The sequence below is a fragment of the Rhodococcus sp. 5A-K4 genome (genome assembly GCF_046097995.1).
Lineage (GTDB): Bacteria > Actinomycetota > Actinomycetes > Mycobacteriales > Mycobacteriaceae > Rhodococcus_F > Rhodococcus_F erythropolis.
The window spans coordinates 82314-109233 of record NZ_JBJURM010000023.1 but is presented as its reverse complement, the minus strand read 5'-3'; the positions used below and the strand labels follow the sequence as shown (position 1 = coordinate 109233).

The window sequence follows — 26920 nt, the reverse complement described above, 5'->3', positions numbered from 1 at the left end:
TCGGCGATGCGCCGCAAGAGAAATATCCTCGAACCGTCCCGAGGAGAGCACGCCCGCATTGTTGATCAGGATGTCCAGACGCCCGGACTCCCCGGCAAAATCGGCCAGACACTGCGCCCATCCCACCGGATCGGTGACGTCCAGGACACCCGTCACGACGCTGCCACCGAAACCGTCGATCTCGGCCTTCAACGAGGCAAGGCCGGCGTCGTCGATGTCGAACGCGCCGACGCGGTATCCGTTGCGCGCGAACAACAGCGACGTCTCCCGCCCGATTCCAGCCGCAGCACCGGTGATGAAGACGTTCGGTTCGCTCATCCGGTCAGGCTATCCTGGATGTGGAGGAAATCTGATGAATCACCGTCGCGTCGTACATACCGTGTGTTTCATCGCGGTGGGATATCTGATCGTGCTCGCGGTGTGGCTCGGATGGCTGGTCGAGCACACCCCACCTGGCACTCTGCCCTATCAGATCGGCGGGCTACTCGCCGCTTTCGGCTCGGCACTCGGATTCGGAATGGCCTGGGCCAATCGACCGACCCGCGCCGAGCGCAAGCTCGAAAAGCACGGCCTCGAAGGGTGGGCACGAATCGACAAGGTCACACCCCTGCGTCGAACCGTCGACGGCGAGTTGGCCAAGCTCGCACTCCGCCTCACGGTTCCAGGTTCCGATTCGTACTCGGGCCGGATCGAGTACGAGATCCGACCCGAGTTCAAAGACAAGATCACTCCCGGATCCACGGTCACCGTCATGGTGGACCCGAAGAACCGAGACCGAATCATGCTGTGCCCGTGAAAAACTAGACGCTCTTCTTGCGTCCCAGCGCCAACATGCCCTCCACCAGCATCAGTTGCGCTCCCGCGTACGACGCCAGGATCACACCCTCGGCAGCGGCACGGCCGGCGGTCCCGCGGATGAACAGTCGACGCACCACGATCAGCCCGTCGGACGCGGTGAAGAGCACTCCGCCCAATCCGAGCCAGGAGCGTCGATCCTTGTTCGGGACGACAACGTCGAGCACGGCCTTGGACTGCGGTGCCAGAGCGGGGTCCGCCGACAACGTCGAGGTGGTTCCCAACATCAATCCGTATCCGGTGAGCGGCGTCGACACGCTCGGTGCCTTGGCACGGAGCAGACCGGACGCCGTCGACCAACCGCTGATGCGGGGTTTGAGGGCAGCACGGGTCGGCCGTGCCCCGCGGCGCAGGAGAAGAGCCGAGTAACTGGCCTGCATCACCGCGAACGACGACGCGCCCTTGATCAGACGAGCATCGTTGTCCGGGTCGATCATGAACACGTCGCCGACGGTCGCGGCGGCGAGGCCGGCCAGAAGCAGTGCGGTATCGGCAGTTTCCGTCTCCGAACGCTTGCGCAGCACTCGGGCGGCCAAGGCAGGTGCAATCAGCGGCTTGGCGATCTGCTGAACCCGCTCGTTACCGACCACTGCCCCAACCACCGTCGCTGCCGTCGCCGCCGCAAAAACTGCGTGCTCGATGCCCCACTTGCCCGCCATCACAATCCTCCTGTTGGTTACACGTCCAACAGCGACCGTACTGGGTCACTCAGGCAGCATCGCCGGATTTGACGTCCGCGCCGTAGACATCGACGTATTCCTGCCCCGACTGGTCACAGAGCACTGCCATCAATTCATCCGTCGCCGCGCGCACGACGGCCTGGTAGCCACGAAGTTCGCGGTACCGAGAGAAGTCGATCGGCTCCCCTACCGTGATCCGGACCTTGCTGAAGCGCCACATCCGCGTACCCGGCGGGTTGACTGCGTCGCCGCCGTGCACGACGACGGGAATGACCGGCGCCCCGGTTTCCAAGGCGACACGAATCGCTCCGGTCTTTCCCTTGTACAGGCATCCGTCGGGCGATCGAGTTCCCTCGGGATAGATCCCCCAGACTCCGCCTTTGTCGAGAATTCCGATGGCCGTGTCCAATGCCGCACGGGAGGCATCGGCGCCGCTACGGTCGATCGGCACCTGACCCGCCCCACCGAAGAACCAGCGCTGCATCGCGCCCTTCACACCGGTCCCGGTGAAATATTCACTCTTCGCGACGAAGGTGATGCGTCGGCGCACCATGAGGACCAGGAAGAACGAGTCGACGACTGCCCGATGGTTTCCGGCGAGAATCACCGGCCCTTTCTTGGGGATGTGGTGCTGCCCCTCGATCGTCGGCCGCCCGAACAGCCAGAGGACCGGGCCGATCAGAACGTATTTGAACAGCCAATAGAGCACAGGGCATCACCTTTTCCGTCTAGTAGACAGTGTCTACGACGAGAATAGTAGACACTGTCTTCCATGACTGTCAGCAGCCTTCGCGAAACACTCGTCGCCACCGGCGTCGAGATTCTCGATGCCGACGGCGCCACAGAACTGACGCTACGGGAGATCGCGCGGCGCGCGGGCGTGTCGCACGGCGCCCCGCGGAGATACTTTCCGACCCACAACAGCCTGCTTGCCGCAATTGCCTCGCACGGCCTGCGCGATCTCACCGAAAGACTCCAGCCGGCACTCGTCGGCAAACAACCCGCTCGTAGCCGATTGATCTCGGCAGCAATCGAATACGTGTCATTCGCCCAGGAGCGGCCGGCGATGTTCGAGTTGATGTTTCGCCACGACCTCCTCGAGGGCACCGGCAGCAACCTCCGAGAGTCGTCACTCCCGCTCTTCGCCGCCCTGCAAGCCTTGACCGAAGAGGCCGACGCGTCCGATCCCACCAACTCTGCAGTGAACATCTGGACCGGAACCCACGGCATCGCAGTGCTGGCGGCAAATCGAAGCCTCGCGCTCGTTGCACCCGGCCTCGACATCGCGGCACTGGTCACCACGAGTGTGACGGACCACCTTTTACGGACTCGTTGATTTACATAGTTACCCTATGCAATAATATTTTTCGTGACAGATGAAGAGCAGCAACTGCACGAACTACTCGTCAACCTCGTGAGCAACACGCACCGCTTCGCGAAGCTGGCAGGTTCTTTCGCGTCCGATCAGTACCCACGCGCCTGGCTGCGCGCGCTCTCACTCCTCGAGGAATACGGCGAAATGCGGATCAGCGATTTCGCTCGACTCGACAGAAGCTCGCAGCCCTCTGCCACTGCCCTACTGCGCAAACTCGGCGAGAACGGTTACGTCGAACGCCGCGCCGACCCGGAGGACGCCCGCGCAGTGCGCGTCGCCATGACCGAGAAGGGTCGAAAGATCCTGAACGACGGCCGAAACGAGATCGCCGACGCTCTAGTCCCCCACTTCGTCGAACTCGGGCCCGAGCAGATCAAGAAACTGGCCGACGGATTGGCCGAATTGCGGTCCATCATCAAGACTTCCGACCCCAGCTGAAATACCCACCACTGAAAAAGGAGGTGGCCGTGAGCAACACGACCGCGACATCAACGCACCAGAACGAGGCTCCGCCGAGCCTCCTGAAACAACCGAAAGCGGTGTGGGCGGTAGCCTTTGCCAGCGTCATCGCCTTCATGGGCATCGGATTGGTCGATCCGATCCTCAAGCCGATCGGCGAACAACTCGACGCCACACCGTCGCAGGTTTCGCTCCTGTTCACCAGCTACATGCTCGTCACCGGCGTGGCCATGCTCATCACCGGTGTGGTGTCCAGCCGCATCGGCGCCAAGAAAACACTTCTTGTAGGCCTTGCCATCATCATCGTGTTCGCCTCTCTGGCAGGCGCTTCCAGCACCATCGGCCAGATCGTCGGATTCCGTGCCGGCTGGGGACTGGGCAATGCACTCTTCATCGCAACGGCATTGGCGGCCATCGTCGGCGCGGCCAGCGGCGGCGTCGCACGGGCGATCATCCTCTACGAGGCTGCACTGGGCATCGGTATCGCGGTCGGACCGCTGGTCGGCGGCGTTCTCGGTGACATCAGCTGGCGCGCACCGTTCTTCGGCGTCGCAGCCCTGATGGCGGTTGCTTTCATTCTCATCGTCGTGATGCTTCCGAGCGCACCCAAGCCCGAACACCACACGTCCATCGCTGCGCCCTTCCAGGCGCTGCGACACCGCGGGCTACTCACCGTTGCCATCACCGCGCTGCTCTACAACTACGGATTCTTCACGCTGCTCGCGTACACACCGTTCCCCCTCGACATGGGGGCGTACCCGATCGGATTCATCTTCTTCGGCTGGGGCCTGATGCTGGCGATCTCGTCGGTTTTCCTCGCCCCTCGCCTGCAACGACGCTTCGGCACACTACCGATGATGATGCTGGCGCTGACACTGTTCGCACTCGACCTCGGCATGATGGCGCTCTTCACCGAGAACAAGATCGTCTTGATCGTGGGTGTCGTCCTCGCCGGGTTGTTCCTCGGCGTGAACAACACACTCATCACCGAAACCGTCATGATCTCGGCTCCCGTGGAACGGTCGACCGCCTCGGCTGCCTACAGCTTCGTTCGATTCGTCGGCGGCGCCGCAGCTCCGTGGGTAGCCGGCAAGCTCGGCGAGTCCAACGTCCACATGCCGTTCTGGGTCGGCGCGGTGCTCACCCTCGCCGCTGTGTTCGTCCTGTCGAGCGGACGCAAGGTCCTCGCACACGTCGACGACCACGATCCCGCGCCGCACAGCGTCGACGAAGCACTCGCCGTCACCGTCGGCGACTGACCCCTGTGAGTGGTTGAGGAGTGCAGGGACTCCTTAACCACTCACAGGGTGTCAGCTCAGGTTCAGATCTTCCAGGCCCAGCAGCGATCGGTACTCGACGCCCTCGGCACCGATAATCGCGTCCGCACCCGTCGCGCGATCGACGACCGTAGCGACTCCGACCACAGTGGCCCCTGCCTCGCGCAGAGCCTTCACTGCTGTCAACGGAGAATTGCCCGTCGTGGTCGTGTCCTCGACAACCAGGACACGCTTGCCCACGATGTCCGGGCCCTCTATCTGACGCTGCATCCCATGAGCCTTCGCAGCCTTGCGAACGACAAACGCGTCGATCGGGCGTCCGGGAGCGTGCATCACCGCCATCGCAACCGGATCGGCGCCCATCGTCAAACCTCCGACGGCGTCGAAATCCCAGTCCGCGACCAGTTCACGCAGCAGCGAGCCGATCAGCGGCGCCGCCTTGTGGTGAAGTGTCGCGCGGCGAAGGTCGACGTAGTAGTCGGCTTCCTTGCCCGAAGACAGCGTCACCTTTCCGTGTACAACAGCCAATTCGCGCACCAGCGCAGCCAAATCCTCACGATCGCTCATGAGTGCTCAGCCTACCGACCACCGGCTTATGCTCGGCTTCTGCCTCTGGGCTACGTTCGGCTACTGCCTCTGGGCTACGTGCGCCCGCGGCCTCGTCCAACGATGTTGGTCAACCGGCGAACCAGCCCCTTGGGAACCAGACGCCCAGCCGTCGTGAGGACCTTGTACTGAATTCCCGGAATGCTGATGACCTTGTCGTCACCGAGATCCTTCATCGACGCCGCAACCACCTGGTCGACGCTCAACCACATCGGCTTGGGGATCGTGGACATCTCGATGCCCGCACGCTCGTGGAACTCGGTGCGGATGAAGCCCGGGCACAGCGCCTGAACGCGCACTCCCGTCCCGGCCAACCCGCCGGAAAGCCCTTCGGTGAACGAGATGACATAGGCCTTGCTTGCCGAATACGTCGAACCCCGTCCGGACAGCAGGCCCGCGACGCTCGCGACATTGACAATCGTTCCGTGCGCCGACGCGATCATGCTGGGCAGCGCCGCGCGGGTCAGCCGCATCACGGCGGTGACGTTGACGTCGAGTTGAGATTGAAGAAGCGCCGGATCTGCAGTCCAGAACTCGCCGGAGGTACCGAATCCGGCGTTGTTCACCAACACCTCGACGCCCTTCTCCAGACGAAGCGCGACGGTGTCGCGTCCAGCCCCCGATGCGAGATCGGCAACCAGAATCTCCGACTCGGTGCCGAACATCGTCTTCAACTCGGACGCGAGGTCGTGCAATCTGACCTCGTCACGTGCGACGAGAACCAGGTCGTATCCGAGGGAGGCGTATTTCTTGGCGAAACCGGCGCCGAGACCAGAGGTAGGTCCGGTCACCAGGGCAACGGGACGCACAGGGCGATCCGAGTGGGAAGTCGACATACCGGCCACGCTAGTGGTTATCGCGGCGGGACGGGAACCTTAAAGGTCAGTCGACCGGGCGAATTGTGCCCGAGCGCTGGGACGCCGGACGCTGAGCCGGCTTGTCAGCCGCCTCGGGCTTGCGCAGCGATTGATCCGGACGTGGCGCAGATTCCCGCGGTGCAGGCTCACGCGGTGCGGACTCACGCGGGGCAAATTCACGCGGCGGAGCTTCACGGGGCGGCTGCTCTTGACGCGAACGGGGCTGTTCTACCGGATCCGGAGTTGGGCGAGACTTCTCGGCGCCCGGCCGCGGGCGGCTCGGATCGTGATCGACCTCGAGTTCGTTGGGATCGGTGACGGGAGGCAGGACATGCAGAATGCCGGACAGGCGCGCAACCGACTCGATTGCAGCGTCCCAATCCCGGCCGTTACTGGTCACCGGAAGCGAACCGAGCGTCCACTGCCCTTCGCTCCACAGCATGCTGATCGACGGCGGAACCGATTCGGTGAACGCCACCATGCGCTGATCACAGACACGACGTGCGATCTCGAGATCGGTCGCGAAGACGACTCGTGAACCGATCGCACCCAGCAGGTTCAGGTCGCCGTCCTTGGGCGGAGCCGTCGATTTCAACCGAAGATCGATGTCGACGTCCGACCCGATCTCGCGGCGAACGGCGACGATGGTTGCGGTCTCTTCCAGGTCGAACAGCACGAACTGCTCTCCGCGACGACGGCCGCGGACGACGTCGGTGGCAGTGAGGTAGTCCTGCTTCGCCATGACCGCGCGATGCCATTCGCCTGCGAGCTGATCGTCAGTGGCCGTGTACGTGTATCCCTGCGCCTTGGCCCAGATCTGACGCACTCGCCCGGATTGATCTCGCCTCGTCCTGTCGACGTACAGGAGCGCACACGCGCCTGCGAGTGCAATTGCTGCCAGTCCGAACCACATTCCAGTCATCACCCTCCAGGGTAGCGACTCGCGGCCTCAACCTCCCGCGACACCCTGGTGGACTCGCCTGATGTGTCGTGAACGACTCAGTTGCCGAACTTCGGCAACGACGTACTCAGAATCGTGTTGGCGGTCATCGTGCCGTTCTCCACCGGAGTTCCGTCGACGACGATGTTGTCTCCCGGTTGCAGATCGGCGATCGTGGCGCGGTTGAGCGCGATGAGGGTGGTGTCGGCTGTGGTCAGAACCGTCACCTGCGATCCACCGATCGAATCGATGACCAACGTGCCGCCGTCGTTCGACTTGACGGTGCCGACGGCTCCCCCGGCGTCGCCGATGACTTCGCCGAGCCCGCCCGGGAGCTGGCTGAGCGGGGAATCCGTCGTCGGAGTCGGCGCCGTGGTGCTGGCCTTCGGCGGTGTGGTGGTCGGCGCCTGCGTCGTGGTGGTCGGCGGAACGAAAGCGGTCTGGGTTCCCTTGTCGTTCGAACCGAACGCCGAGAACGCGACGATCGCGATCACGGCGACCAGGATCCCGACCACGCCGGCAGCCACCCACGTCGCGAGCTTGCGCTTCTTGCCGCCGCCCGACGACCCGTCTTCGATGAACGGCTGTTCCGGCGGAACTCCCCCGCCACCACCGGCAACCGGATACTGCTGTGTGTTTCCGTACTGCTGTGTATTCCCGTACTGATCCGGGTTCCCGTACTGCTGGGCCGTGTACGGCGGATATGCCTGCGTCGCACCCGGCGGCGGGGCCTGCGGATCGAACTGCGGGTTGTAGGCGGGGAAGGCCTGCGTGGGATTCGGCTGCTGCCCCTGCTGCCCCTGCTGCCCCAAGTACTCCGTGTTCTGATCCGGGCCACCGTAGGGATACTGCTGTGCCCCCGGGAACTGCCCCGCCCCCGGCTGCTGACCGAAGTACTCCGTCGGCTGGTTCGGATTCTGGCCGGACACCGTCCCGTACTGCTCTGTCGGCTGGTCGGGTGTACGCCCCCACACCTCGGTGGCCTCGGGATCCTCACGGCGCGGCCCACCCGAGTTACGCGGATCGTTCTGATCGGTCATGCCTGGCTCACCTTCGGTTGGGACGAAAGAGCGTCGAAGTCGTTCGGAGAGGCGCGGGTGCAGACATCCCCAGTTCGAGCATCCAGCCATCCAGGGTAGAACAAAATGCGAATGCCCCGCCGATCCACTTGGATCGACGGGGCATTCCACTTACCGAATCAGGACAGAACCAACTGATCCGCGTCCTCACTGACACCGACGTGCACGGTGTCGCCGTCCTGGACCTTGCCGGCCAGGAGCAGCTTGGCGAGCTGGTCGCCGATCGACTGCTGAACGAGTCGACGCAGAGGCCGAGCGCCGTACAGCGGGTCGTAGCCGCGCACTGCGAGCCACATCCGGGCTGCACCGTTCACCTCGAGGGTGAGACGACGCGCAGCCAGACGCTTCTGCAACTGCTCGAGCTGGATGTCCACGATGTGTTCCAACTGCTCTTCGGAGAGCGAGTCGAAAACGACCACGTCGTCGAGACGATTGATGAACTCCGGCTTGAACGCGTGGCGTACCGCGTCCATGACCTGCTCCCGCGTGCCACCGGATCCCAGGTTGGAGGTCAGGATCAGGATGGTGTTGCGGAAGTCCACCGTGCGGCCTTGACCGTCGGTGAGTCGGCCTTCGTCGAGCACTGCAAGCAGGACGTCGAACACGTCCGGGTGTGCCTTCTCGACCTCGTCGAAGAGGACCACCGAGTACGGGCGTCGCCGAACTGCTTCGGTGAGCTGGCCGCCGGCTTCGTAACCGACGTATCCCGGAGGGGCACCGACGAGTCGGGCCACCGAGTGCTTCTCACCGTATTCGCTCATGTCGATGCGGATCATCGCGCGCTCGTCGTCGAAGAGGAAGTCCGCCAAGGCTTTGGCGAGCTCCGTCTTACCGACGCCGGTCGGGCCGAGGAACAGGAAGGAACCGGTGGGCCGATTGGGGTCGGCGACACCTGCTCGGGCGCGGCGAACCGCATCCGAGACGGCGACGACGGCGTCGGTCTGGCCGACGACGCGCTTGCCGAGTTCGGACTCCATGCGGAGCAGTTTCTCGGTCTCGCCTTCCATCATCCGGCCGGCCGGAATGCCGGTCCAGGCTGCGACCACGTCTGCGACGTCGTCCGGCCCGACCTCTTCCTTGAGCATCACGTCACCGTCGGAGGCGGCTCCGGAAGCGACTGCTGCCTCTTCCAGTTCCTTCTCCAGCGCCGGGATGCGGCCGTAGCGCAACTCGGCTGCCTTGCCCAGATCGCCGTCACGCTCAGCGCGTTCGGACTCTCCTCGCAGGGTTTCGAGCTGTTCCTTCAGCACGCGCACCGAGTCGATGGCCTGCTTTTCGTTCTGCCAGCGGGTGCTGAGCTGATTGAGCTTTTCGCGATCGTCTGCGAGTTCCTGACGCAGCTTCTCGAGCCGAGCCTTGGACGCGTCGTCTGTCTCCTTCTCGAGTGCCACTTCTTCGATTTCGAGTCGGCGAACAGTGCGTTCCACCTCGTCGATCTCGACGGGTCGCGAGTCGATCTCCATACGAAGTCGCGATGCGGCTTCGTCCACGAGGTCGATGGCCTTGTCCGGCAGGAACCGCGAGGTGATGTACCGGTCCGACAGCGCGGCAGCAGCCACCAACGCGGAGTCGGTGATGCGTACGCCGTGGTGCACCTCGTAGCGCTCCTTGAGACCTCGCAGGATGCCGATGGTGTCCTCGACCGAGGGCTCACCGACGAGCACCTGCTGGAAACGACGCTCGAGTGCTGCGTCCTTCTCGATGTACTTGCGGTACTCCTCGAGCGTGGTGGCACCGACCAGCCGCAGCTCACCGCGGGCGAGCATCGGCTTGATCATGTTGCCTGCGTCCATCGCGGATTCACCGGTGGCGCCGGCGCCGACGATGGTGTGCAACTCGTCGATGAAGGTGATGACCTGTCCGGCACTGTTCTTGATGTCGTCGAGAACTGCCTTGAGGCGTTCCTCGAATTCACCGCGGAACTTGGCACCGGCGACCATGGACCCGAGGTCCAGGGACACGACGGTCTTGCCTCGAAGCGATTCCGGGACGTCACCCGCGACGATGCGTTGGGCAAGGCCCTCCACGATCGCGGTCTTGCCGACGCCGGGCTCACCGATGAGTACCGGGTTGTTCTTGGTACGACGCGAGAGCACCTGCACGACACGGCGAATCTCGGTGTCGCGACCGATCACCGGGTCGAGCTTGCCGCTACGTGCAGCTTCGGTGAGGTCGGTGGAGTACTTTTCCAGCGCTTGGTAGGTGCCTTCGGGCTCCGGACTGGTGACGCGAGCGCTGCCGCGGACGGTGGTGAAGGCTTCTCGCAATGCGTCCTGGGTAGCGCCATGACGTACGAGCAACTGCGCGACGTCGGAGTCGCCGCCGGCCAGTCCGTAGAGGACGTGCTCGGTGGAGACGTACTCGTCGTCCATCTCGGTGGCGAGGTGCTGAGCAGCAGTGAGTGCCGCGAGTGCCTCACGCCCGAGTTGCGGGGTGGAGCTTGCGCCGGTTGTCTTGGGCAGGCGATCGACGATTGCCTGTGCTTCACGGTGTACGACCGTGGGGTCGACGCCTACAGCTTTGAGTAGTGGGGCAGCGATGCCGTCGGTCTGGTCGAGCAATGCGACCAGCAGATGGGCAGGCCGGATATCGGGATTACCCGCCGACGACGCCGACTGCAGTGCAGCCGTCATCGCAGCCTGGGTCTTGGTTGTTGGTGTGAACGAGTCCACTTGTCACCTTTCTGGCGAAGTCGAACGGGAAGAGCCGCGACCGGTTGGTATTGCGACTGTGTCAATATGCTCAACGCGGACAAACTTGAGTCTATTCCGCTCAAGTTTGTTTTCGCCAGGCCGAGTTGGTTTCGTAGGTCACATTTTCGGTCTTAGTAGGCAGGACCCCGCAATCGAAACGGAAGTCCAGAATCGTGAATAATGTCGATCACAACTTGAAGACGTGTGAGATCCCGATCGAGTATTCGAGTCGCGGACTCTGAATATTTCAACTCAGTTCGGCAGCCGACCGGACCGGTATCACGCGTGCGTACGACCATGCACTGTTTCAGACAGGGGCCGGTTGACCGACGGAACTAATCCGACCGAACGAGCAGCCGACCTTACGTGCCCGCACCAGACGTCCAGGCTGTTAGACATAACTGACGGTTACGAGATAGCTGAGTTTCACCTCAGCGCGGCAGCCCACCTCGAGCAAGGTGAGGTCCACCAGCAACGGGTCGGAGACGACGCTGATCCCCTCGACTTCAGCGACCAGATCAACGGCTATGCGGCCGTGAATACACCGCGCCAGCAGCCAACCAGAGGACAGACAACAACACGAAATAGGTCTATTCCAACCGAATATGCTTTGGCTAATGGTCTTTTCACAGATGAAAGAGGCCTGCATTCACATCGGGTGGTTCGCCAGGGCAACTCGTGTCATCGCCCACCCAGATCACTCGGCTTCTTCTGGGAGTTCTTCAATCTCCGCCAATTGGAACTGAGCCGAGTCCTCTCCGGCATCGTGACCGACGTCCCGAGGCACCGCCTTTCCCATGGCTTTCTCCACCATGTCGCACAGGCGCGATCGCCGCTCGACGAAGTAGGCGTCGAAGTCATTGGAGCGAAGATGGGCTGCGGGCACAAGGTGAGCCTCCACCAGTTCGTCGAGCTTCGCCGAACCGATCTGCGCCTTCTTCTCGATCTGAGCCAGGTAGGCGGAGGGCGCCGCTCCCCCGATCGTGCGATTGGTGACAGCCGAGATAGCGGTCTTATTTACCACGCTCTCGCGATGTTCGTCGTCGATCTTGTTGTCGTTGCACCACTTCTTCGGAAAAATATGATGAATGTCAACAGCGAGGCTGACGTACTGCACCTTGTCCAAGGCCTTGTCTTCCATCCAGTCTCGGGCTTCGTTACCAAGCAAAAGCGCATAAATGCCCTTGTATGCCGCAGCTTGGCGCGTGCGAAGTGAATGGAGTCGAGACTCGACAAATGTCGCGTCGTTCACGCTGTTCGGCGTTGCGGCGCTGTCCAGTCCGCGCGCCCAGGCCGGTACCTGTTCGAGGTCGCGGACGAACCGGGTCTCGATAGCCCCGCCGTAGAGTTCGCCGAGGATTCCACACCAGAACCACCGGACAAGCTTCTCGCGAGGGCCGAACAAGTCAGCGTCGCTGCCCATGACAACCCGAATCGCCGCAAGTGGAACGAGTTGCTTCGGGTAGGGAAGAAAACGGGTGTCGAAGATGTGGCGGTCGGCGAGAAAGTCCGATGCCCAAATGAACGCCTCACGTAGCGGCCCTACCCATTCCAGGTACTCATCCAACGTCAGCTTCAGCACGTCCTCGCGCTTGGCAGAGATTGCCGGAGGCCGTGTACTGGTGTCGGCAAGGTTCCGTTTCCGTGTTGCAAGTAGCGTGACGGCTTGAAGGAAGTCCGTGTTCTCCAAACCCGCGAGGACCGGATATGGCACGAACTTGGCCTTCGACTCCTTCCAATCGTCGTTCAGACGAAAGTCAGTCCCATGCTCGGCAAAGTACGCAGCGTCACCGGCAAACGTAGCGGTCAGCAGTTCGAAGACATTCAGGGGCAGACCACCCACATTGACCTTCTCGAAAACTGTCGCTACGGCCGATTTGCTGGTATCCTTTCCGAGCTCGATCGCAGGAATGTTGTAGGAACCAGCTGGTTTCAAGATATCTGCGTTGAACCTTTTCGCAAGTTCACGGTCATCAAGACCAAACAGCCACGACATTGCGTCTCCAAACAGGAGACGCACCGGAAACAGGCCGCCGGCCTGCTCTTTCTCAGGTGTGGAAACGTCGCGAACGATGTCTTTGCCGAAATTGGTCCGTTCGATGCCATCGCCAGGGACCGACAAGACCGCTTCATCGATGCGATCCTCGCCCTGCACGGCCAACTGCATGTCAATGTAATAGCGACGATTCATTAGCTTGCCGCGGCTGTCCATTGTGCGCACCACCCCATCCCCCGTAAGGGCCTGAGTGAGTGACGTCAATCGTTGTTGCCCATCGAGCAAAAGTAGATCAGCGGTGGTGCCGTCCGAAACGGACGTACCTTCGATCGGGCGCGGCTTGAAACGAATCTGATCGTTGCCGGTATTCAGCAGCATCACCACGCCAAGCGGGTGTCCACGCAAGATCGTCACGAGCAACTGACGGATCCGCTCGTCCTCCCACTTGTAGCCACGCTGGAAATCTGGGAGCTGAATCTTTCCGCTCGTGGTCCACTTCAGGTATTCGCTCAGCTCATACAGCGGTGTCTGAAATCCCATCGGCAAGTCTCCAACTCAGGCTAGGCGGCTATGTCATCGTCCCAGGGAGCGGGAGACAACCACCGAGAAGTTCAGGGAGGAGTATGTCATGACGCCTCCATTTGCTCGCCGATTCTTCGTCGACCAACGCTGCCTGCACGGCTGGTCGGTCAGAAACAGCAGCGTCGGATGCTCACCGAACACACTCGAAAAATAATGACTCAGGTCACATTTTCAGCCGTACTAGAATTGTGGCGAGAGTTGCAGCTGGTGCGAAAGGGGGATGGATTGGATCCGACAGTGATCGCCCGTCTGCAATCCAGCCTCGATTCTCTGACCGACGACGAAGAGAGCCGTGCGCACTTCTCGGCTGTGTTCTACACCGGCCTCTTTGCGGAACATCCTCTGTACCGCTCATTGTTCCCGGCCGGGATGGAATCGCAGGGGCACCGTTTCTTCAGAGCGATCGAGTTCGTCGTCAAGAACCTTCCCCAGCATCGTCGGATCCGGAAGTTCCTCACCCAACTCGGCCGCGATCATCGCCGCTACGGCGTCGAGCGTGAGCACTACGAGGCTGCCGGTGTTGCACTCGAGCGCGCAGTTCGGTCGATGTACGGAACCAGCGCGCACAGTCGCTACAAGTGGACGCAGGAACTGGAGGACGCCTGGTCTCAGTTCACCGACCTCGTCGTGAGCACGATGGCCGACGGCGCCGAGTCCGATACGACCCCGGCACTCTGGGGCGCAACCGTGGTCAGCCACGAACGAGTCCTCGACGATCTGGCGATAGTGCGCCTCGAAGCCGACCCACCCATTCCGTACGGGGCGGGACAGTACGTCGGCGTTCAGATTCCGCAGCGTCCGAAAATGTGGCGGTACTACTCACCGGCGATTCCGACCAACCCTTTCGGTCAGCTCGAGTTCCACATCCGCAAGGTGTCGGGAGGATGGGTCAGCCCCGCGATCGTCAGCGAGACCAACGTCGGTGACCGCTGGGTCATGTCCACTCCCCTCGGCGGTCTCGAGGTCGATTTCACCAGCGACCGTGACGTTCTCATGATCGGATCCGGCACCGGCATCGCCCCACTGCGGGCACAGGTGATGGAAATGTCCCAACGCGCGCACAATCCGCGCGTGCACCTGTTCGTCGGCGGCCGGTATCCGTGCGACCTCTACGACCTCGAAACGCTCTGGCACATCTCGCTCAGTAATCCGTGGTTGACCGTCGTACCGGTTTCCGAAGAACCCGAAAACCCTTGGTGGCACAACGGACCGGTGCTGGAGCCACCCTTCGGAATGCACAGCCGACTGATCGGACCGATCGGAAAAGTGGTCTCGCAGTTCGGCTCGTGGGCCGACCGTCAGGTGCAGATCTCGGGGTCACCGTCGATGATCAAGACCACCGTCTACGCCTTGCGGGCCGGCGGAACTCCACTCGACCAGATCCGGCACGACCCGCTCTACTGACTACAGGAGAACTTTCATGGCCCAGCGAATGACTACAGGAGAACTTTCATGGCCCAGCGAACCTGGTCGAGCACAGTCGTCGAACATCACCGTCTCCGTGAGGATCTGGCGGTTGTCCGCTTGGTCGGCGATGTCGTCCCCTTCCGCCCCGGCCAGTACGTCGATGTCAGCGTCCCGCAGAATTCGCGGTTGCTCCGCCGACTCTCCCCCGCCCTGCCTCCCTCACACGACGGGAAGTTGGAGTTTCACGTCAAGACGGTTCCCGGCGGTTGGGTCAGCGGTTCGATAGTCAAGGACACCCAGCCTGGTGACGTCTGGCAGATCCTCGACCCGCGCGGCAACCTGTCCGTCGACGAGAACGGCCCCACCGTCATCATGGTCGCGGGCGGAACCGGCTTGGCCCCACTCCGGTCGATCATTCTCGATCTGGCTCAGACCCCGAACCCGCCGCAGGTGTACCTCTTCTTCGGTGGCCGAACGCTTCGCGATCTCTATGCGGCGGACATGTTGTGGCTACTCGCCGATCAGTTTCCGTGGTTGCAGCCCATTCCCGTCGTCGAAGATCTCTCCGACGGCGGCCCGCCCGACGGATGGTTCGACCGTTTGAACGTCGACATCGGATTCGGCGACGACCATCTCATCGAAGGCACGCTCGCCGACGTCGTCGCGTCGTACGGTGCGTTCACCGAACATCAGGTCTTGGTGTGCGGATCAGCGGCCATGGTTCGATCGACGCGTGATCGATTGATCGAGGCCGGAACGCCGGCCGAGGTCATTCAGTTCGATCCGTACTGACGGTCAGTACGTCGGATCATTGCGAACGGTGTCGACGTCGATGCCCACCGCGCGAAGCCTGAATTTGGTGCTGTTGACCATGGATTCACTGCCGACGACCTGGATGTCGTAGCCCGCCCAGTCCCCGAACGAGGTCACGACCTTACCGACCTTGCCGACGATGCGCCTTGCCATGCCGATCGGCGGCAGCGGTTCCGGTTCGTTGTGCCACCACGGATTCTCGTCTTCTTCCGAGACCGGGATGATCGTGAGCCACGGGTGCTTCTCGGCCAGCTTCCACAGATGAGGAAGGTCGTAGAGATCGCACGGATGCTGTCCGGAGTAGAACAGTTGGACCTTGCGAGTGTTGCCGCGTCGGATCAGTTCGAGGATCTGAGCGCGAAGAGGCGCGACACCTGTTCCCGACGCGATCATCAAAAGGTCCTTGGAGTTCTCCGGAATCCCCAGGGCGCCGATGGGCGAACCGACCACCCAGGTGTCACCGACAGCGGTTTGGTTCACCATGACCGGGCTGACCCACCCGCCGGTGACCTGACGAACGTGGAACTCGAGGACTCCAGTCCCGTCGTACGGCGTGGCCGGTGAGAGGTAGCGCCACATCCGCGGCCTCGCGGCGACCTGCACGCTGACGTACTGACCGGCGCGGTATTGCATAGTCTGGTCGAGTTGCAGCCTGACGACGGCGACGCCCTTGATGACCGGGCGGCATTCGATGACGGTGGCACTCCAGGCGGGCGGGCCGTCCTCCGCGTTGGCGGCGTCCATCATCGCTGCCGAGATGATCGCGAGCGCGTTGCGCCATGCGCTGTCGACCTCGTCTGTCCACATTTCGGCGCCACCGAAAGTCTCGAGTGCTTCGATCAGGGCATTGCCGACTGCCGTGTAATGCTCGTCGGTGACGCCGTACTTGCGGTGATCGCGGCCGAGCTGCGCGAGGTACTCGAGTATCGCGTCGGACTCGTCGAGGCGTTCGACGACGTGAGCGATAGCGCCGACAAGCCGGTCCCGCTGCACATCCATCGCCGCCGGAAAGAACTCCCGGGTTTCGGGCGATCGAGCGAACAGGATCGAATAGAAGGTACGGGCGAGCCGTTCCGGACCATCTTCTACCGCAGCGACGGATTTGAAGCTCGACCGGACCAGAGAGATTGCTTGCGAATCCACGCTCATCCTCGTCCCGACTAGACGCGGCAAGACCCGCCGCGGAATTTCGTCTGCAGCTTATGTCACAAATGTCTGACTCGTAAATCATTCTGGACAAGTGTCACAATGCGACCCCATTTCGCGGTGTGACCGTCCCTTTCTTATTCTTGCGTGCAAGATAAACAAGAGCTTCGACACTCTCAATCGCCGAGCTAACGTTCAGCGAAATCTCAACCAGCCAAACAGGAGTCGTGCCGTGGATTTTGTTCGACAGGACGAATTGCCCACCGATAGCGGGCTAACGTCCCAGATCGCCTCCACCACCCCGACGCTGACCGAGCTTCAACGTCGGGAACTCGAGTGCGTCGAATTTTTCGACTCTCCGGAACTGGGCCACCTCCCGACGTCTCGGCGGCGCGAGGCCTTGCGTGAGCTCCACCGGACCGGTACCTACACGCACACAGCGGAGGAATTGCTCGTCGGCGCCAAACTCGCCTGGCGAAACCACGCCAGGTGCGTCGGTCGCGCGCATTGGCGGACCCTCAAACTCATCGACGCGCGCGATGCCGTCACGGCTTCCGCTCTCGCAGAAGCGTGCTGGGAGCACCTGCGACTGTCGACCAACGGCGGCGCTCTGCAGTCCGTCGTGACGGTCGGGCCGCTTCCCCGCGAGGACGGCCAGGAGTACCGCATCCTCAGCCCGCAACTGATCCGCTACGCCGGCTACCGGCAACCGGACGGCACCATCCTGGGCGACCCGTGGCACGTCGATCTCACCGCTCAGGTCACCGCGATGGGATGGAAGGGCGCCGGTACGGCGTTCGACGTTCTCCCCGTGCTGATTTCGGTTCCCGACGAACCCCTGCAGTACTTCGACGTCCCGACCGACCTCGTTCTCGAGGTCGAGATCGAGCATCCCGAATACAGCTGGTTCGCTGATCTGGGGCTTAAATGGCATGCCGTTCCCGCGGTCTCGGACATGAACCTCGACATCGGCGGAATCGTTTATCCCTGCACACCGTTCAGCGGTTGGTACGTCAGCACCGAGGTCGGTGCACGCAACTTCAGCGACACCGACCGCTACAACATGTTGCCGACCATCGGGGCGATGATGGAGCTCGACATGAGCCACGACCGCACGCTCTGGAAGGACCGTGCACTGGTCGAACTGAACCGTGCAGTTATCCACAGCTACCGCAAGGCCGGCGTCATCATGGTCGACCATCACACTGTCGCAAAGCAATTCATCGATCACATCGCGCGTGAGGACAAGGCCGGGCGCAAGTGCCCGACCGACTGGTCATGGGTGAACCCGCCCATGTCCAGCTCGCTCACGCCGACGTTCCACCGCTTGTACGACGAGCCCGATCTCGACATCCGGCCCAACTTCGTGACAAAAAAGAAGAAGGGCACCGACCAAGGCCGGTGCCCCTTCCACAACTGATCGCACTCAGAAGGGGATCTGCCCCAATCCGACGCCGACCACGAGCATCGTGATCGAGATCAGGCCTGCTCGCCACAGGACCTTCTTGTGGTGATCCGCCAGCGAAACACCGGCGAGTGTGACCAGTAGCAGGATCGCCGGGACCAGCGGACTCTGCATGTGCACGGCCTGCCCGGTGATCGAGGCGCGCGCCATCTCCACCGGCTCGATGCCGTACTGGGCTGCAGTCTCGGACAGCACCGGGAGCACACCGAAGTAGAACGCGTCGTTGGTCATGAAGAACGTGAGCGGAATGCTCAGGACGCCCGTGATGACGGCCAGATGCGGGCCCATCGCGTCGGGAATGACCTGGAGCAGCCACTCTGCCATCGCCTCGACCATGCCGGTTCCCTGGAAAACGCCGGTCAGCACCGCTGCTGCCAGCACCATCGCGACAACGGAGACGATGCTCGACGAATGGCGTGCGATTGCTTCGCCCTGATCCTTGACCGCCGGGAAGTTGACCGCGAGAGCGATCGACGACGCAATCATGAACAGCACCGGGATGGGCAGGATGTCCATCACGAGCACGACGAGAAGGATCGTCGTCAGCGCGGCGTTGAACCAGAGCAGCTTCGGTCGCAAGGTGTCCCGCTTGGGGTCGAGGCCGTCGATGAATCGTCCGGTGTCGCCGCCGTCGTCTTCGGAGTCGTTCGAGCCGCCGGTGCCGGCGCTACCGGTGCTGGAACTTCCACCGTTTCCGACCTTTTCGAGGATGCGCTCAGAAGTCAGGACCAAAGTCCCGATCCTGCGACGCTCCATGATCCCGAGGTGAATCGCGAATCCGAGCACCATGATCAGGCCGACGATCAACGACGGCACCATCGGGACGAACACGTCGGAGGGCGAGAGTCCCAGCGCGCTAGCCGCCCGCACGGTCGGGCCACCCCACGGAATGATGTTCATCGTCGCGTTGGACAAGCCGGCGATCACCGTCAGTACAACGGGACTGACACCGAGTTTGAGGTAGAGCGGCAGCAGCGCGGAGGTCACGATGATGAAGGTCGTCGAACCGTCTCCGTCCAGCGAAACCACCATCGCGAGCACCGCGGTGCCGACCACGAGCCGCATCGGATCGTCTCGCACCATCCGCAAGATGAGTTTGACCAGCGGATCGAAGAGGCCGACGTCGATCATGATTCCGAAGAAGATGATCGCGAAGAACAACAGCGCCGCGGTGGGTGCGAGCGACTTGATGCCGTCGGTGATCATGTCGCCGATGCCGAGGCCCGCTCCGGCGAGTAGTCCGAAGGCCACCGGCACCAGGGTCAGTCCCACCACCGGGGTCGCGCGTTTGGTGAGGATCAGGAACATGAACACCGCAACCATGAGGAAGCCGAGTGTGACGAGCATGATGAACTCCTTTTGTGCTGAGTTGCCGAGAAAAAGGGCACGGCAAATCGAGCCGGTGACCTTCGTGGAGGTGAAACGAAACTTCGGTTGTGCTCAGTTGGTTCCGGGCGGAACGAGTGTCGCGTCGACGAACCGGGATTGTTCGGCGAGGAAGACAGAGAACTCGGGTTCGGTGAGAACTGCGCTGTTCCAACCATTTCGGTCGGACAGCTCGTTCCACCGTGGACTTGCCGCAAGATCCCGCACTAAATTCTGTAAATGCTGACGCTGGTCGTCACTCAATCCGGGGGGCGCCATGAGACCCCGCCAGTTGGTGAACGTGACGTCGACGCCCGACTCCGCCATGGTCGGTGCATCCACCGCCGGAGTGCGCTCCGGCGAACTGACCGCAAGGACCCGAACCGTGCCTGCCGCAATCTGATCCAGGTACTCCCCGATACCGGTGGCGGCGACGTCGACCTGCCTGGTCAGCAGCGCCGGAAGCAGCTCTCCGCCGCCGTCGTAGATTCGGTAAGGGGACAGCGACGGATCGACGCCGACCGCCCGTGCGAACAGAAGGCGGAACAGCCCGTCCGGTCCGCCTTCACTCGAACCACCACCGATCGAGATCGACGACGGATCCGCCACCCAGGACTGCGTCAGATCTGCCAGAGTTTTGTAAGGCGAATCTGCTGGGACCAGTACAGCTTCCGGTTCTTCGACCAGTCTCGCGATCGGTGTCACGTCGGAAAGGGTGTGCTCGGACGGCAGTATCTCGAGCGAACCGAGAACGCCGAGTCCCATGACCATGAGTAGATCGGGATTTCCGCGTTCGAGAGCCAACCGGTTGAGTCCGACGATGCCACCCGATCCGGGCAGAACAACGACGTCGGCGTCGACGGTCCCTTCGTCGGCCAGTGCCTGCACCATGGTCCGGGCGGTCAGGTCGTAACCACCACCGGCCACCGAGGGCACCAGTACACGCAGTTCTTCGGAAGTCTCACCCGCTCGACCACCGGCGAAGAAGGACTCGACCGGAGTGCATCCGGTCGAGAGCACAAGAGCCATCACGCAAGCACCGAGCAGGGCGATATGCCTGCTCAGTAGCTTCGATGTCCTCATGGCCTTGTCCTTGTCTGCTGGCTGTCTGCTGGCTGTCTGCTGGTACCGCTGTGTGAACAGGTTTCATACTGACGCACTTTGTGACTGGGGTCACCATTGGGAAAGCAAATTGATTTGTGCTCATTGTGCTCACGAACAACTGCTTTCCCGGCATCGAACCGAAGGCTAGGGTCTGGCTGGTGTCCTCAGGAAACGAGCAGGCCGAGCGAGAGCGCAAGTCGCCTCTGCGTGAGCGCCTGTTTCGGCGCCGGCACACTCTGGCGACCCAACTTCTCGAACTGCAACTTCTGATCGTCGTCGCAGTTCTCGTGTGTGTCACCGCCCTCTCCCTCGCTCAGTCGTCTGCGAGTTTCCAACGCGAGGAGGGACGTCGCGCACTCTCGGCAGCGGAATCACTCGCGGCCAATCCAGCGGTACGTGAACTATTCCCCCAGGCGCAGACTCGTCTCCGCTCCGGACTGCAAGGTTCGGTCGACTCGGTGCGCGCCATCTCGGGCGTCACCTACGTCTCGCTTGCCGACGCCGACGGCAGTGTCGTCATTTCGACGCGTCCCGGCGATGTCGGCGTCGACGCACGTCAGACACAGGATCGGTCATGGACGGGTTTGGTCGACACGTCCTCAGGCAAGGCAGTGGAAGCGCACGTTCCGATTCTCGGCAGTGAAGGAGGGATCACCGGAACCGCGATCGTCGGCATCGAGTACCCCTCGATCTGGACGCGACTGCTGCAGTCTGCACCAAACCTCCTGGTATACCTCGCGGTGGCCTCGCTTCTCGGGGGCGTCGGTTCGATCCTGTTGGCCCGCAGGGTCAAACGGCAGACCCTCGGCATGGAGGCCCGCGAGATCCTGGACCTGGTTCGCCAACGTGAGGCGATGCTGCGTGGCCTCAAGGAAGGTGTCATCGCATTCGACGCGCAGGCAAAAGTGGTGCTGATGAGCGACAGCGCCCACCAACTCCTCGACATCCCACGCGGGAGTGCCGGTAGATCTGTGCGAGACCTCGGTCTCGACGACCGACTCCAGAGTGTACTGACCTCCGGCACAACCGAATCCGATCAGTTGGTTCTTGTCGGAGATCGACTACTCGTCCTCAACACCGTCTTGATCGAATCGAAAGGCCGCACCATCGGGTCGGTCACCACCTTCCGCGACCGCACCGAATTGCGCTCCGTGGAAGAAGAACTCGACGTGACCAAAACCAGCACGGACGCGCTACGCGCCCACATCCACGAGTTCGACAATCAGTTGCACACCATTTCCGGCCTCATCCAGCTCGGCGAGTACGACGAAGTGGTCGGCTACGTCGAGGGCCTGACCATGGAGCGCGCACAGGTCAGTGCAGCCGTGACCGACAAGATCGCCGACGTCGGCACTGCCGCACTCGTGATCGCCAAGATAGGTGCCGCTGCACAGGGATTGGTCACCGTGGAACTGACCTCGGACACGCACCTTGACTCGGTTGATCGCCGACTCGGCCGAGACCTCGTGACGGTGGTCGGAAACCTCGTCGACAATGCCGTCGACGCTGTCGGTGAGATGCCGGAAGCGTCGCGCCGCAAGGTTCGATTGTCGATTCGGGGCCGTGGCACCGCCGTCGAAGTGCGGGTCGAGGACGCCGGCCCCGGTATCGCGCCGGAGAATCGCGACAGGGTTTTCGGCCAGGGCTGGAGCACCAAAGGACAATCGAGCGACGGACACGGTTTCGGCTTGGCACTGGTACGCCTGACGTGTCGTCGACGCGGTGGCGACGTCACCGTGAGCAGTCGTTCGACAGAGGGCATCGAATGGACTGTCTTCACCGCAGTCCTACACGACGGAGAGGGCGCATGATCCGGGTACTGGTGGTCGACGACGACTTCATGGTGGCGAAGGTGCACAGCGGATTCGTCTCGCGGATAGACGGTTTCGAAGTGTGTGGCGTCGCCCATTCGGCCGAGGCCGCGCTGGCCGCAGTCGGTGAGTTCCAACCCGACCTGGTGCTTCTCGACGTCCACCTGCCGGGCACCACCGGACTCGATCTGATCGCCCCGTTTCGCGAACTGGCACCGGAGCTGGATGTTCTTGTCATCACGAGTGAGCGCGAGGCCGGCTCGGTCAAGAAGGCGCTGCGCAGCGGCGTCGTGCATTACCTGATGAAGCCATTCACGTTCGAGGTTCTCCGTGAGCGTCTCGAGCGTTACCGATCGACATACGCGAATCTCGACAGCTCCGGCGAAGCAGAACAGACAGCAGTGGACGAGGCCTTCGGTGTGGCAGGTGGCGCGCCCGGGGCGTCGTCCCACAAAGGTTTGCCCAAGGGACTCAGTCCCGAGACTCTTCTGTTGGTCGAGACAGCTCTGCGAGACGACACCGAACCCGCCTCGGCAACAGACATTTCCGAGAGAGTCGGTATCTCGCGCGCGAGCGCGAGGCGCTACCTCGAGTACCTCTACGAGTCCGGGCGGTCCACCACCTCGCTGAAATACGGAGTGGTGGGCCGCCCGGAGCGTCGTTACGTCTGGAAACGCTGACCCTTCGCTACACGACGCTGGTTCCTAGACTGCGCGGGCGCTGGTCTCCCAGTACCGCGCGCGCAGTGCCTTCTTGTCCAGCTTGCCCAACGGCGTCAACGGGAGTGAATCCACGAAGTCGATGCTCTTGGGAGCGTGAACCGAACCCTTGGCTGCCTTCACCTTGTCGACCAGTTCCTCGGTGTCCACGGTCAGTCCGGCACGAAGCACCACGCAGGCCTTGACGGCTTCGCCCCACTTGTCGTCCGGCACACCGACTACCGCCACCGATGCGACGGACGGGTGCGCCGAGATCACGTCTTCGATCTCGCGCGGGAACACGTTGAAACCACCGGTCACGATCATGTCCTTCTTGCGATCGACGATGGACATGAACCCGTCCTTGTCCTTACGTGCGATGTCGCCGGTGTGCAGCCAACCCCCACGGAACGCCTCGGCGGTTTCGGCCGGCTTCTTCCAGTAGCCCTTCATGATCAGCGGGCCCCGCACGCAGATCTCACCGAGCTCTCCCTGCGGCACCTCGTTGAGGTCGTCGTCGAGCAACCGGACGTCGAGCCATGGCACCGGCCGCCCACAGGTCGCGAGGCGGGCCGGATCGTCGGCGAGGTGTTCTTCCTTGCGCAGCACCGAGATTGTCATGCCGCACTCGGTCTGACCGTAGAACTGGAAGAAGATCTGCCCGAACTTCTTGATGCCCTCTTGCAATCTGGCCGGGGACATCGCGGACGCTCCGTAGAACAGCGTTTGCAGACTCGATACGTCACGCTTGGGCAGATCGGGGTGGTCCATGAGCATGTAGATCATGGTGGGCACCAACATGGTTGCCGTGATCTTGTGCTTCTCGATCGCCTCGAGCACGGCCCCCGGTTCGAAGGCGGGCAGGACGATCAGAGCGCCGCCGCGCAGCAAAGTCGGGATGAAGAACGCCGCGCCTGCATGTGAGAGTGGCGTGCAGATGAGAAAGCGGTTGTCCTCGGGCCACTGCCACTCCGACATCTGGATCTGATTGAGCGCTGCACCCGAACGGAACGATCCCACAACACCTTTGGGCTTGCCGGTCGTTCCACCGGTGTAGACCATGCTGCTGGCGTCTTCGGCATCGACGTGCGCTGCCTTCAGCGGCGCAGGCTCGAATGTCGCGGCCAGAGCAAGGATGTCGATCCCCACTTCGGACGGGCCCATCGAGAGCACGTTGGTCAGCGAAGGCGACGACGCCTTCAACTCGGCGGCACGATCTTCGAAGGCATTGGGATCGAAGATGAGGGTCTCGATCTCGGCGTCGTCGACGATGTACTTGTGGTCGTCGAGCGATCCCATCGGGTTCAGGGCACTCGCCCGGCAGCCGGTGATCATGGTCGCGCCCATGCTGATCAGCACCTCGGGGCGGTTCTTCGACAGCATCGCGGTGCTGGTGCCCTGAGTGATTCCCAGCGACGCGAGAGCCTGGGCGAAGCAGCTGATCTGATCGCGCATCTGCCCTCCGGTGAGGATCACGTCTCCGAGGTACAGCGCAGGCTTGTCGTGATTGCGTTCCAGAGCGGTGATGAGCAGGTCCGGACCGTATACCGGTCGGTGCAGGTCAGCGAACTCGTCTGTCATCTGGTCTTCCTTCTGCTCGGCGCGTGCAGTCATCGAGATGTGCTCCCGGTCACGGATACGATATCCAGAATTGCACAAAACTGGAACAGGTTCCACCTCTTCGATCGAATCCGAGAATGCTCCCGATCAGCGGGAAGCCCGTCGTCACCCGCGAGAGCGGTGGTTAGCGTCGATGTACCCACCGAGACGACAGCGTCTCGGTCGCGTCCAACGGAGAGTGTCATGACTACCAACCTCGGTACCGCCCACTTCACGGCATCTGCTCCCCGTACGTCCACCACGCTCCTCTCGGATTTCGACTCGCTGTACGGCACCGTGCGCTCGGCACCCGACGGGTCCGTCGTCGAACAGGACGTCGTGTTCTTCGGGCGCCCTGATCCGGGCGCGCTGCTCACCGGATCCGTGAGGCCGCTGGGCTCGACTCTCGAGCGGATCACCGAATACCACGACCAGACCGGGCATCTGGTTGCCGAGGTCTTCGTCCGGGAAGCCCCGACAGCGGGCACCGGAACCGATTCCGTTGCTGCCCTTGCCGATTTCGCCGCTCGTCGTTACGGCTCGGCGTCGCTACGACGGTTCCGCGGACGTTGCACCGCAACTTCCGCGGGAGCAGATCTGAACTGCTCCGTGACGGTGCTCGCTACGTACGAGAAGGACCACGAGAGCGTCGCCGACGTAGCTCTGGTCGCCACCGATCCCACCGGGGTCGTCACCGCTCGGGCCTGGGCGACTTACGCGATCGACGATGTGGCGACACTCGCGAGCTGAATCTCTGCAGGTCACCGAGCGGGTGTTCCATCCAGCGGGAACTGCCGTATCTCCAGAGGACGCTTCGTCGTTGTATGAGACGGATCACATCACTGGAGCGTCGCAAGACGCGGCTCGGAGGAAGACATGGCACTCGGAACCGGCCCACTCACCACTACGGACGCCTCGACGCAGTCGGGCGCCGGCGAGGAAATTCGAGAAATCGAAGCGGCAGCGCCCCCGGCGCGGTTCGCGCGTGGATGGCACTGCCTCGGACTGAGCAATACCTATCGCGACGGTCAGCCCCACCAGATCGAGGCATTCGGCACCAGCCTTGTCGTCTTCGCCGACAGCAAGGGCGACATCAAGATTCTCGACGCCTACTGCCGCCACATGGGTGGCAACCTCGCTCACGGAACCGTCAAGGGCGATTCGATCGCCTGCCCGTTCCACGACTGGCGTTGGGGCGGTAACGGAAAATGTACGGCGATCCCCTACGCACGACGCGTTCCGCCGCTGGCCAAGACGCGGGCGTGGACCACACTCGAGAAGAACGGTCAGCTGTTCGTCTGGCACGATCCCCAGGGGAATCCCCCGCCCGCCGAGGTCACAATTCCCGACATCGAGGGCTTCGGAAGCGATGAGTGGAGCGACTGGAGCTGGAACACGCTCACCATCGAAGGCTCTCATTGCCGCGAGATCGTGGACAACGTCGTGGACATGGCCCACTTCTTCTACGTTCACTACTCGTTCCCCAAGTACTTCAAGAACATCTTCGAAGGTCACGTAGCGAGCCAGTACATGGAATCGGTGGGACGCGAGGACATCATCAGCGGCACCAACTACGGCGATCCCAACGCTGTTCTTCGTTCGGATGCTTCGTATTTCGGTCCGTCGTACATGATCGACTGGATCAAGAGCGAAGCCAACGGGCAGATCATCGAAACTGTATTGATCAACTGCCACTACCCCATCTCGAACAATGCCTTCGTGTTGCAGTACGGCGCGATGGTCAAGAAGCTTCCCGGTATGGACGACGAGTCCACTGCCGCGATGGCCGCGCAGTTCACCGAGGGCGTCGAGATGGGATTCCTTCAGGACGTGGAGATCTGGAAGAACAAGGCCCCGATCGACAACCCGCTGCTCTCGGAGGAGGACGGCCCGGTTTACCAGTTGCGGCGCTGGTACAACCAGTTCTACACCGATGTCGAGAACGTCACGGAAGACATGACGAAGCGCTTCGAATTCGAGATCGACACTACCCGTGCAGTGGAGAGCTGGAAGCGGGAAGTCGCCGAAAACGTTGCCGCACGTGACGCCCAGGCGCTCGAGACAACCTCCTGATTCGCAGTCGAAAACACTGCTGAGACAACCTGACTGAACG

General features: G+C 62.3%; 24 protein-coding genes. 11 read left to right on the top strand and 13 right to left on the bottom strand.

Translation table 11 applies throughout. The features are described 5' to 3' along the window. The coding region (locus ACKAMS_RS25605) for an SDR family NAD(P)-dependent oxidoreductase (protein WP_408989758.1) at positions 1-318 on the bottom strand (318 nt) is incomplete at its 3' end. 34 nt (positions 319-352) lie between these two features. On the opposite strand from ACKAMS_RS25605, the gene ACKAMS_RS25600 reads away from it, so the two are divergent. Beyond that, complete coding sequence (locus ACKAMS_RS25600) at positions 353-796, top strand: hypothetical protein (protein ID WP_060939132.1); 444 nt, start codon at positions 353-355, stop codon at positions 794-796. 4 nt (positions 797-800) lie between these two features. Here ACKAMS_RS25600 and ACKAMS_RS25595 read toward each other — a convergent pair whose 3' ends face one another. Then, positions 801-1514, bottom strand: coding sequence for a lysoplasmalogenase (locus ACKAMS_RS25595; protein WP_021343244.1), 714 nt, complete (start codon positions 1512-1514; stop codon positions 801-803). Positions 1515-1563: 49 nt separating this feature from the next. After that, positions 1564-2244, bottom strand: coding sequence for a 1-acyl-sn-glycerol-3-phosphate acyltransferase (locus ACKAMS_RS25590; protein WP_003944312.1), 681 nt, complete (start codon positions 2242-2244; stop codon positions 1564-1566). Positions 2245-2307: 63 nt separating this feature from the next. Here ACKAMS_RS25590 and ACKAMS_RS25585 point away from each other — a divergent pair, with 63 nt between their 5' ends. The 3 genes from ACKAMS_RS25585 to ACKAMS_RS25575 are packed head-to-tail and all read left to right on the top strand — an operon-like array spanning position 2308 to position 4628. After that, positions 2308-2871, top strand: a complete 564-nt coding sequence (locus tag ACKAMS_RS25585; RefSeq protein WP_060939131.1) for a TetR/AcrR family transcriptional regulator — start codon at positions 2308-2310, stop codon at positions 2869-2871. A gap of 33 nt (positions 2872-2904) precedes the next feature. Continuing rightward, positions 2905-3348 carry a MarR family winged helix-turn-helix transcriptional regulator gene (locus tag ACKAMS_RS25580; RefSeq protein WP_019749435.1) on the top strand — a complete coding sequence of 148 codons (444 nt, stop codon included), beginning with the start codon at positions 2905-2907 and terminating at the stop codon, positions 3346-3348. A gap of 23 nt (positions 3349-3371) precedes the next feature. Continuing rightward, positions 3372-4628, top strand: a complete 1257-nt coding sequence (locus tag ACKAMS_RS25575; RefSeq protein WP_020906634.1) for an MFS transporter — start codon at positions 3372-3374, stop codon at positions 4626-4628. A 51-nt stretch (positions 4629-4679) separates the two neighbouring features. On the opposite strand, the gene pyrE is transcribed toward ACKAMS_RS25575, so the two are convergent. The 6 genes from pyrE to ACKAMS_RS25545 form a co-directional block, all read right to left on the bottom strand. Continuing rightward, entirely contained in the window at positions 4680-5213 is a 534-nt protein-coding gene (pyrE, locus tag ACKAMS_RS25570) for an orotate phosphoribosyltransferase (protein ID WP_019749433.1), read from the bottom strand. 74 nt (positions 5214-5287) lie between these two features. Beyond that, positions 5288-6088, bottom strand: a complete 801-nt coding sequence (locus tag ACKAMS_RS25565) for an SDR family oxidoreductase (protein WP_069146149.1) — start codon at positions 6086-6088, stop codon at positions 5288-5290. A gap of 46 nt (positions 6089-6134) precedes the next feature. After that, on the bottom strand, positions 6135-7022 hold the full coding sequence (locus tag ACKAMS_RS25560; RefSeq protein WP_408989760.1) for a hypothetical protein: 888 nt from the start codon (positions 7020-7022) through the stop codon (positions 6135-6137). An 86-nt stretch (positions 7023-7108) separates the two neighbouring features. Then, complete coding sequence (locus tag ACKAMS_RS25555) at positions 7109-8089, bottom strand: hypothetical protein (protein ID WP_408989757.1); 981 nt, start codon at positions 8087-8089, stop codon at positions 7109-7111. Between the two features lie 158 nt (positions 8090-8247). Beyond that, a complete protein-coding gene (gene clpB / locus ACKAMS_RS25550; RefSeq protein ID WP_020906630.1) occupies positions 8248-10800 on the bottom strand; it encodes an ATP-dependent chaperone ClpB in 2553 nt (850 codons plus the stop codon). Between the two features lie 718 nt (positions 10801-11518). Then, positions 11519-13357, bottom strand: coding sequence for a DUF262 domain-containing protein (locus tag ACKAMS_RS25545; RefSeq protein WP_408989756.1), 1839 nt, complete (start codon positions 13355-13357; stop codon positions 11519-11521). Positions 13358-13606: 249 nt separating this feature from the next. Between ACKAMS_RS25545 and ACKAMS_RS25540 the strand changes: the two genes are divergently transcribed. After that, positions 13607-14803, top strand: coding sequence for an FAD-binding oxidoreductase (locus ACKAMS_RS25540; RefSeq protein WP_044480052.1), 1197 nt, complete (start codon positions 13607-13609; stop codon positions 14801-14803). Positions 14804-14851: 48 nt separating this feature from the next. Next, entirely contained in the window at positions 14852-15598 is a 747-nt protein-coding gene (locus ACKAMS_RS25535; RefSeq protein ID WP_003944435.1) for an FAD-binding oxidoreductase, read from the top strand. A 3-nt stretch (positions 15599-15601) separates the two neighbouring features. On the opposite strand, the gene ACKAMS_RS25530 is transcribed toward ACKAMS_RS25535, so the two are convergent. Beyond that, positions 15602-16762: a globin domain-containing protein gene (locus ACKAMS_RS25530; RefSeq protein WP_283310100.1), complete on the bottom strand. Its 1161-nt coding sequence runs from the start codon at positions 16760-16762 to the stop codon at positions 15602-15604. A 235-nt stretch (positions 16763-16997) separates the two neighbouring features. Between ACKAMS_RS25530 and ACKAMS_RS25525 the strand changes: the two genes are divergently transcribed. Further along, on the top strand, positions 16998-18185 hold the full coding sequence (locus tag ACKAMS_RS25525; RefSeq protein ID WP_020906627.1) for a nitric oxide synthase oxygenase: 1188 nt from the start codon (positions 16998-17000) through the stop codon (positions 18183-18185). Between the two features lie 6 nt (positions 18186-18191). Here ACKAMS_RS25525 and ACKAMS_RS25520 read toward each other — a convergent pair whose 3' ends face one another. Then, a complete protein-coding gene (locus ACKAMS_RS25520; protein WP_003944372.1) occupies positions 18192-19577 on the bottom strand; it encodes a CitMHS family transporter in 1386 nt (461 codons plus the stop codon). A 93-nt stretch (positions 19578-19670) separates the two neighbouring features. Next, the gene (locus tag ACKAMS_RS25515; protein ID WP_408989755.1) at positions 19671-20678 is read right to left on the bottom strand and encodes a Bug family tripartite tricarboxylate transporter substrate binding protein; all 1008 of its coding nucleotides are present in this window, start codon (positions 20676-20678) and stop codon (positions 19671-19673) included. A gap of 179 nt (positions 20679-20857) precedes the next feature. On the opposite strand from ACKAMS_RS25515, the gene ACKAMS_RS25510 reads away from it, so the two are divergent. Together ACKAMS_RS25510 and ACKAMS_RS25505 are read left to right on the top strand one after the other, a co-directional pair. Continuing rightward, positions 20858-22510, top strand: a complete 1653-nt coding sequence (locus ACKAMS_RS25510; protein WP_408989754.1) for an ATP-binding protein — start codon at positions 20858-20860, stop codon at positions 22508-22510. Beyond that, positions 22507-23190, top strand: coding sequence for a response regulator (locus ACKAMS_RS25505; RefSeq protein WP_020906624.1), 684 nt, complete (start codon positions 22507-22509; stop codon positions 23188-23190). Before ACKAMS_RS25510 ends, ACKAMS_RS25505 begins: the two co-directional genes overlap by 4 nt. A gap of 24 nt (positions 23191-23214) precedes the next feature. Here the strand turns inward: ACKAMS_RS25505 and ACKAMS_RS25500 are convergent, their stop codons facing one another. After that, entirely contained in the window at positions 23215-24789 is a 1575-nt protein-coding gene (locus tag ACKAMS_RS25500; protein WP_024487413.1) for an AMP-binding protein, read from the bottom strand. 222 nt (positions 24790-25011) lie between these two features. Between ACKAMS_RS25500 and ACKAMS_RS25495 the strand changes: the two genes are divergently transcribed. Together ACKAMS_RS25495 and ACKAMS_RS25490 are read left to right on the top strand one after the other, a co-directional pair. Next, positions 25012-25557: a hypothetical protein gene (locus ACKAMS_RS25495; RefSeq protein WP_020968793.1), complete on the top strand. Its 546-nt coding sequence runs from the start codon at positions 25012-25014 to the stop codon at positions 25555-25557. Positions 25558-25683: 126 nt separating this feature from the next. Continuing rightward, the gene (locus ACKAMS_RS25490; RefSeq protein WP_020906621.1) at positions 25684-26880 is read left to right on the top strand and encodes a Rieske 2Fe-2S domain-containing protein; all 1197 of its coding nucleotides are present in this window, start codon (positions 25684-25686) and stop codon (positions 26878-26880) included. Positions 26881-26920: the final 40 nt, after the last annotated feature.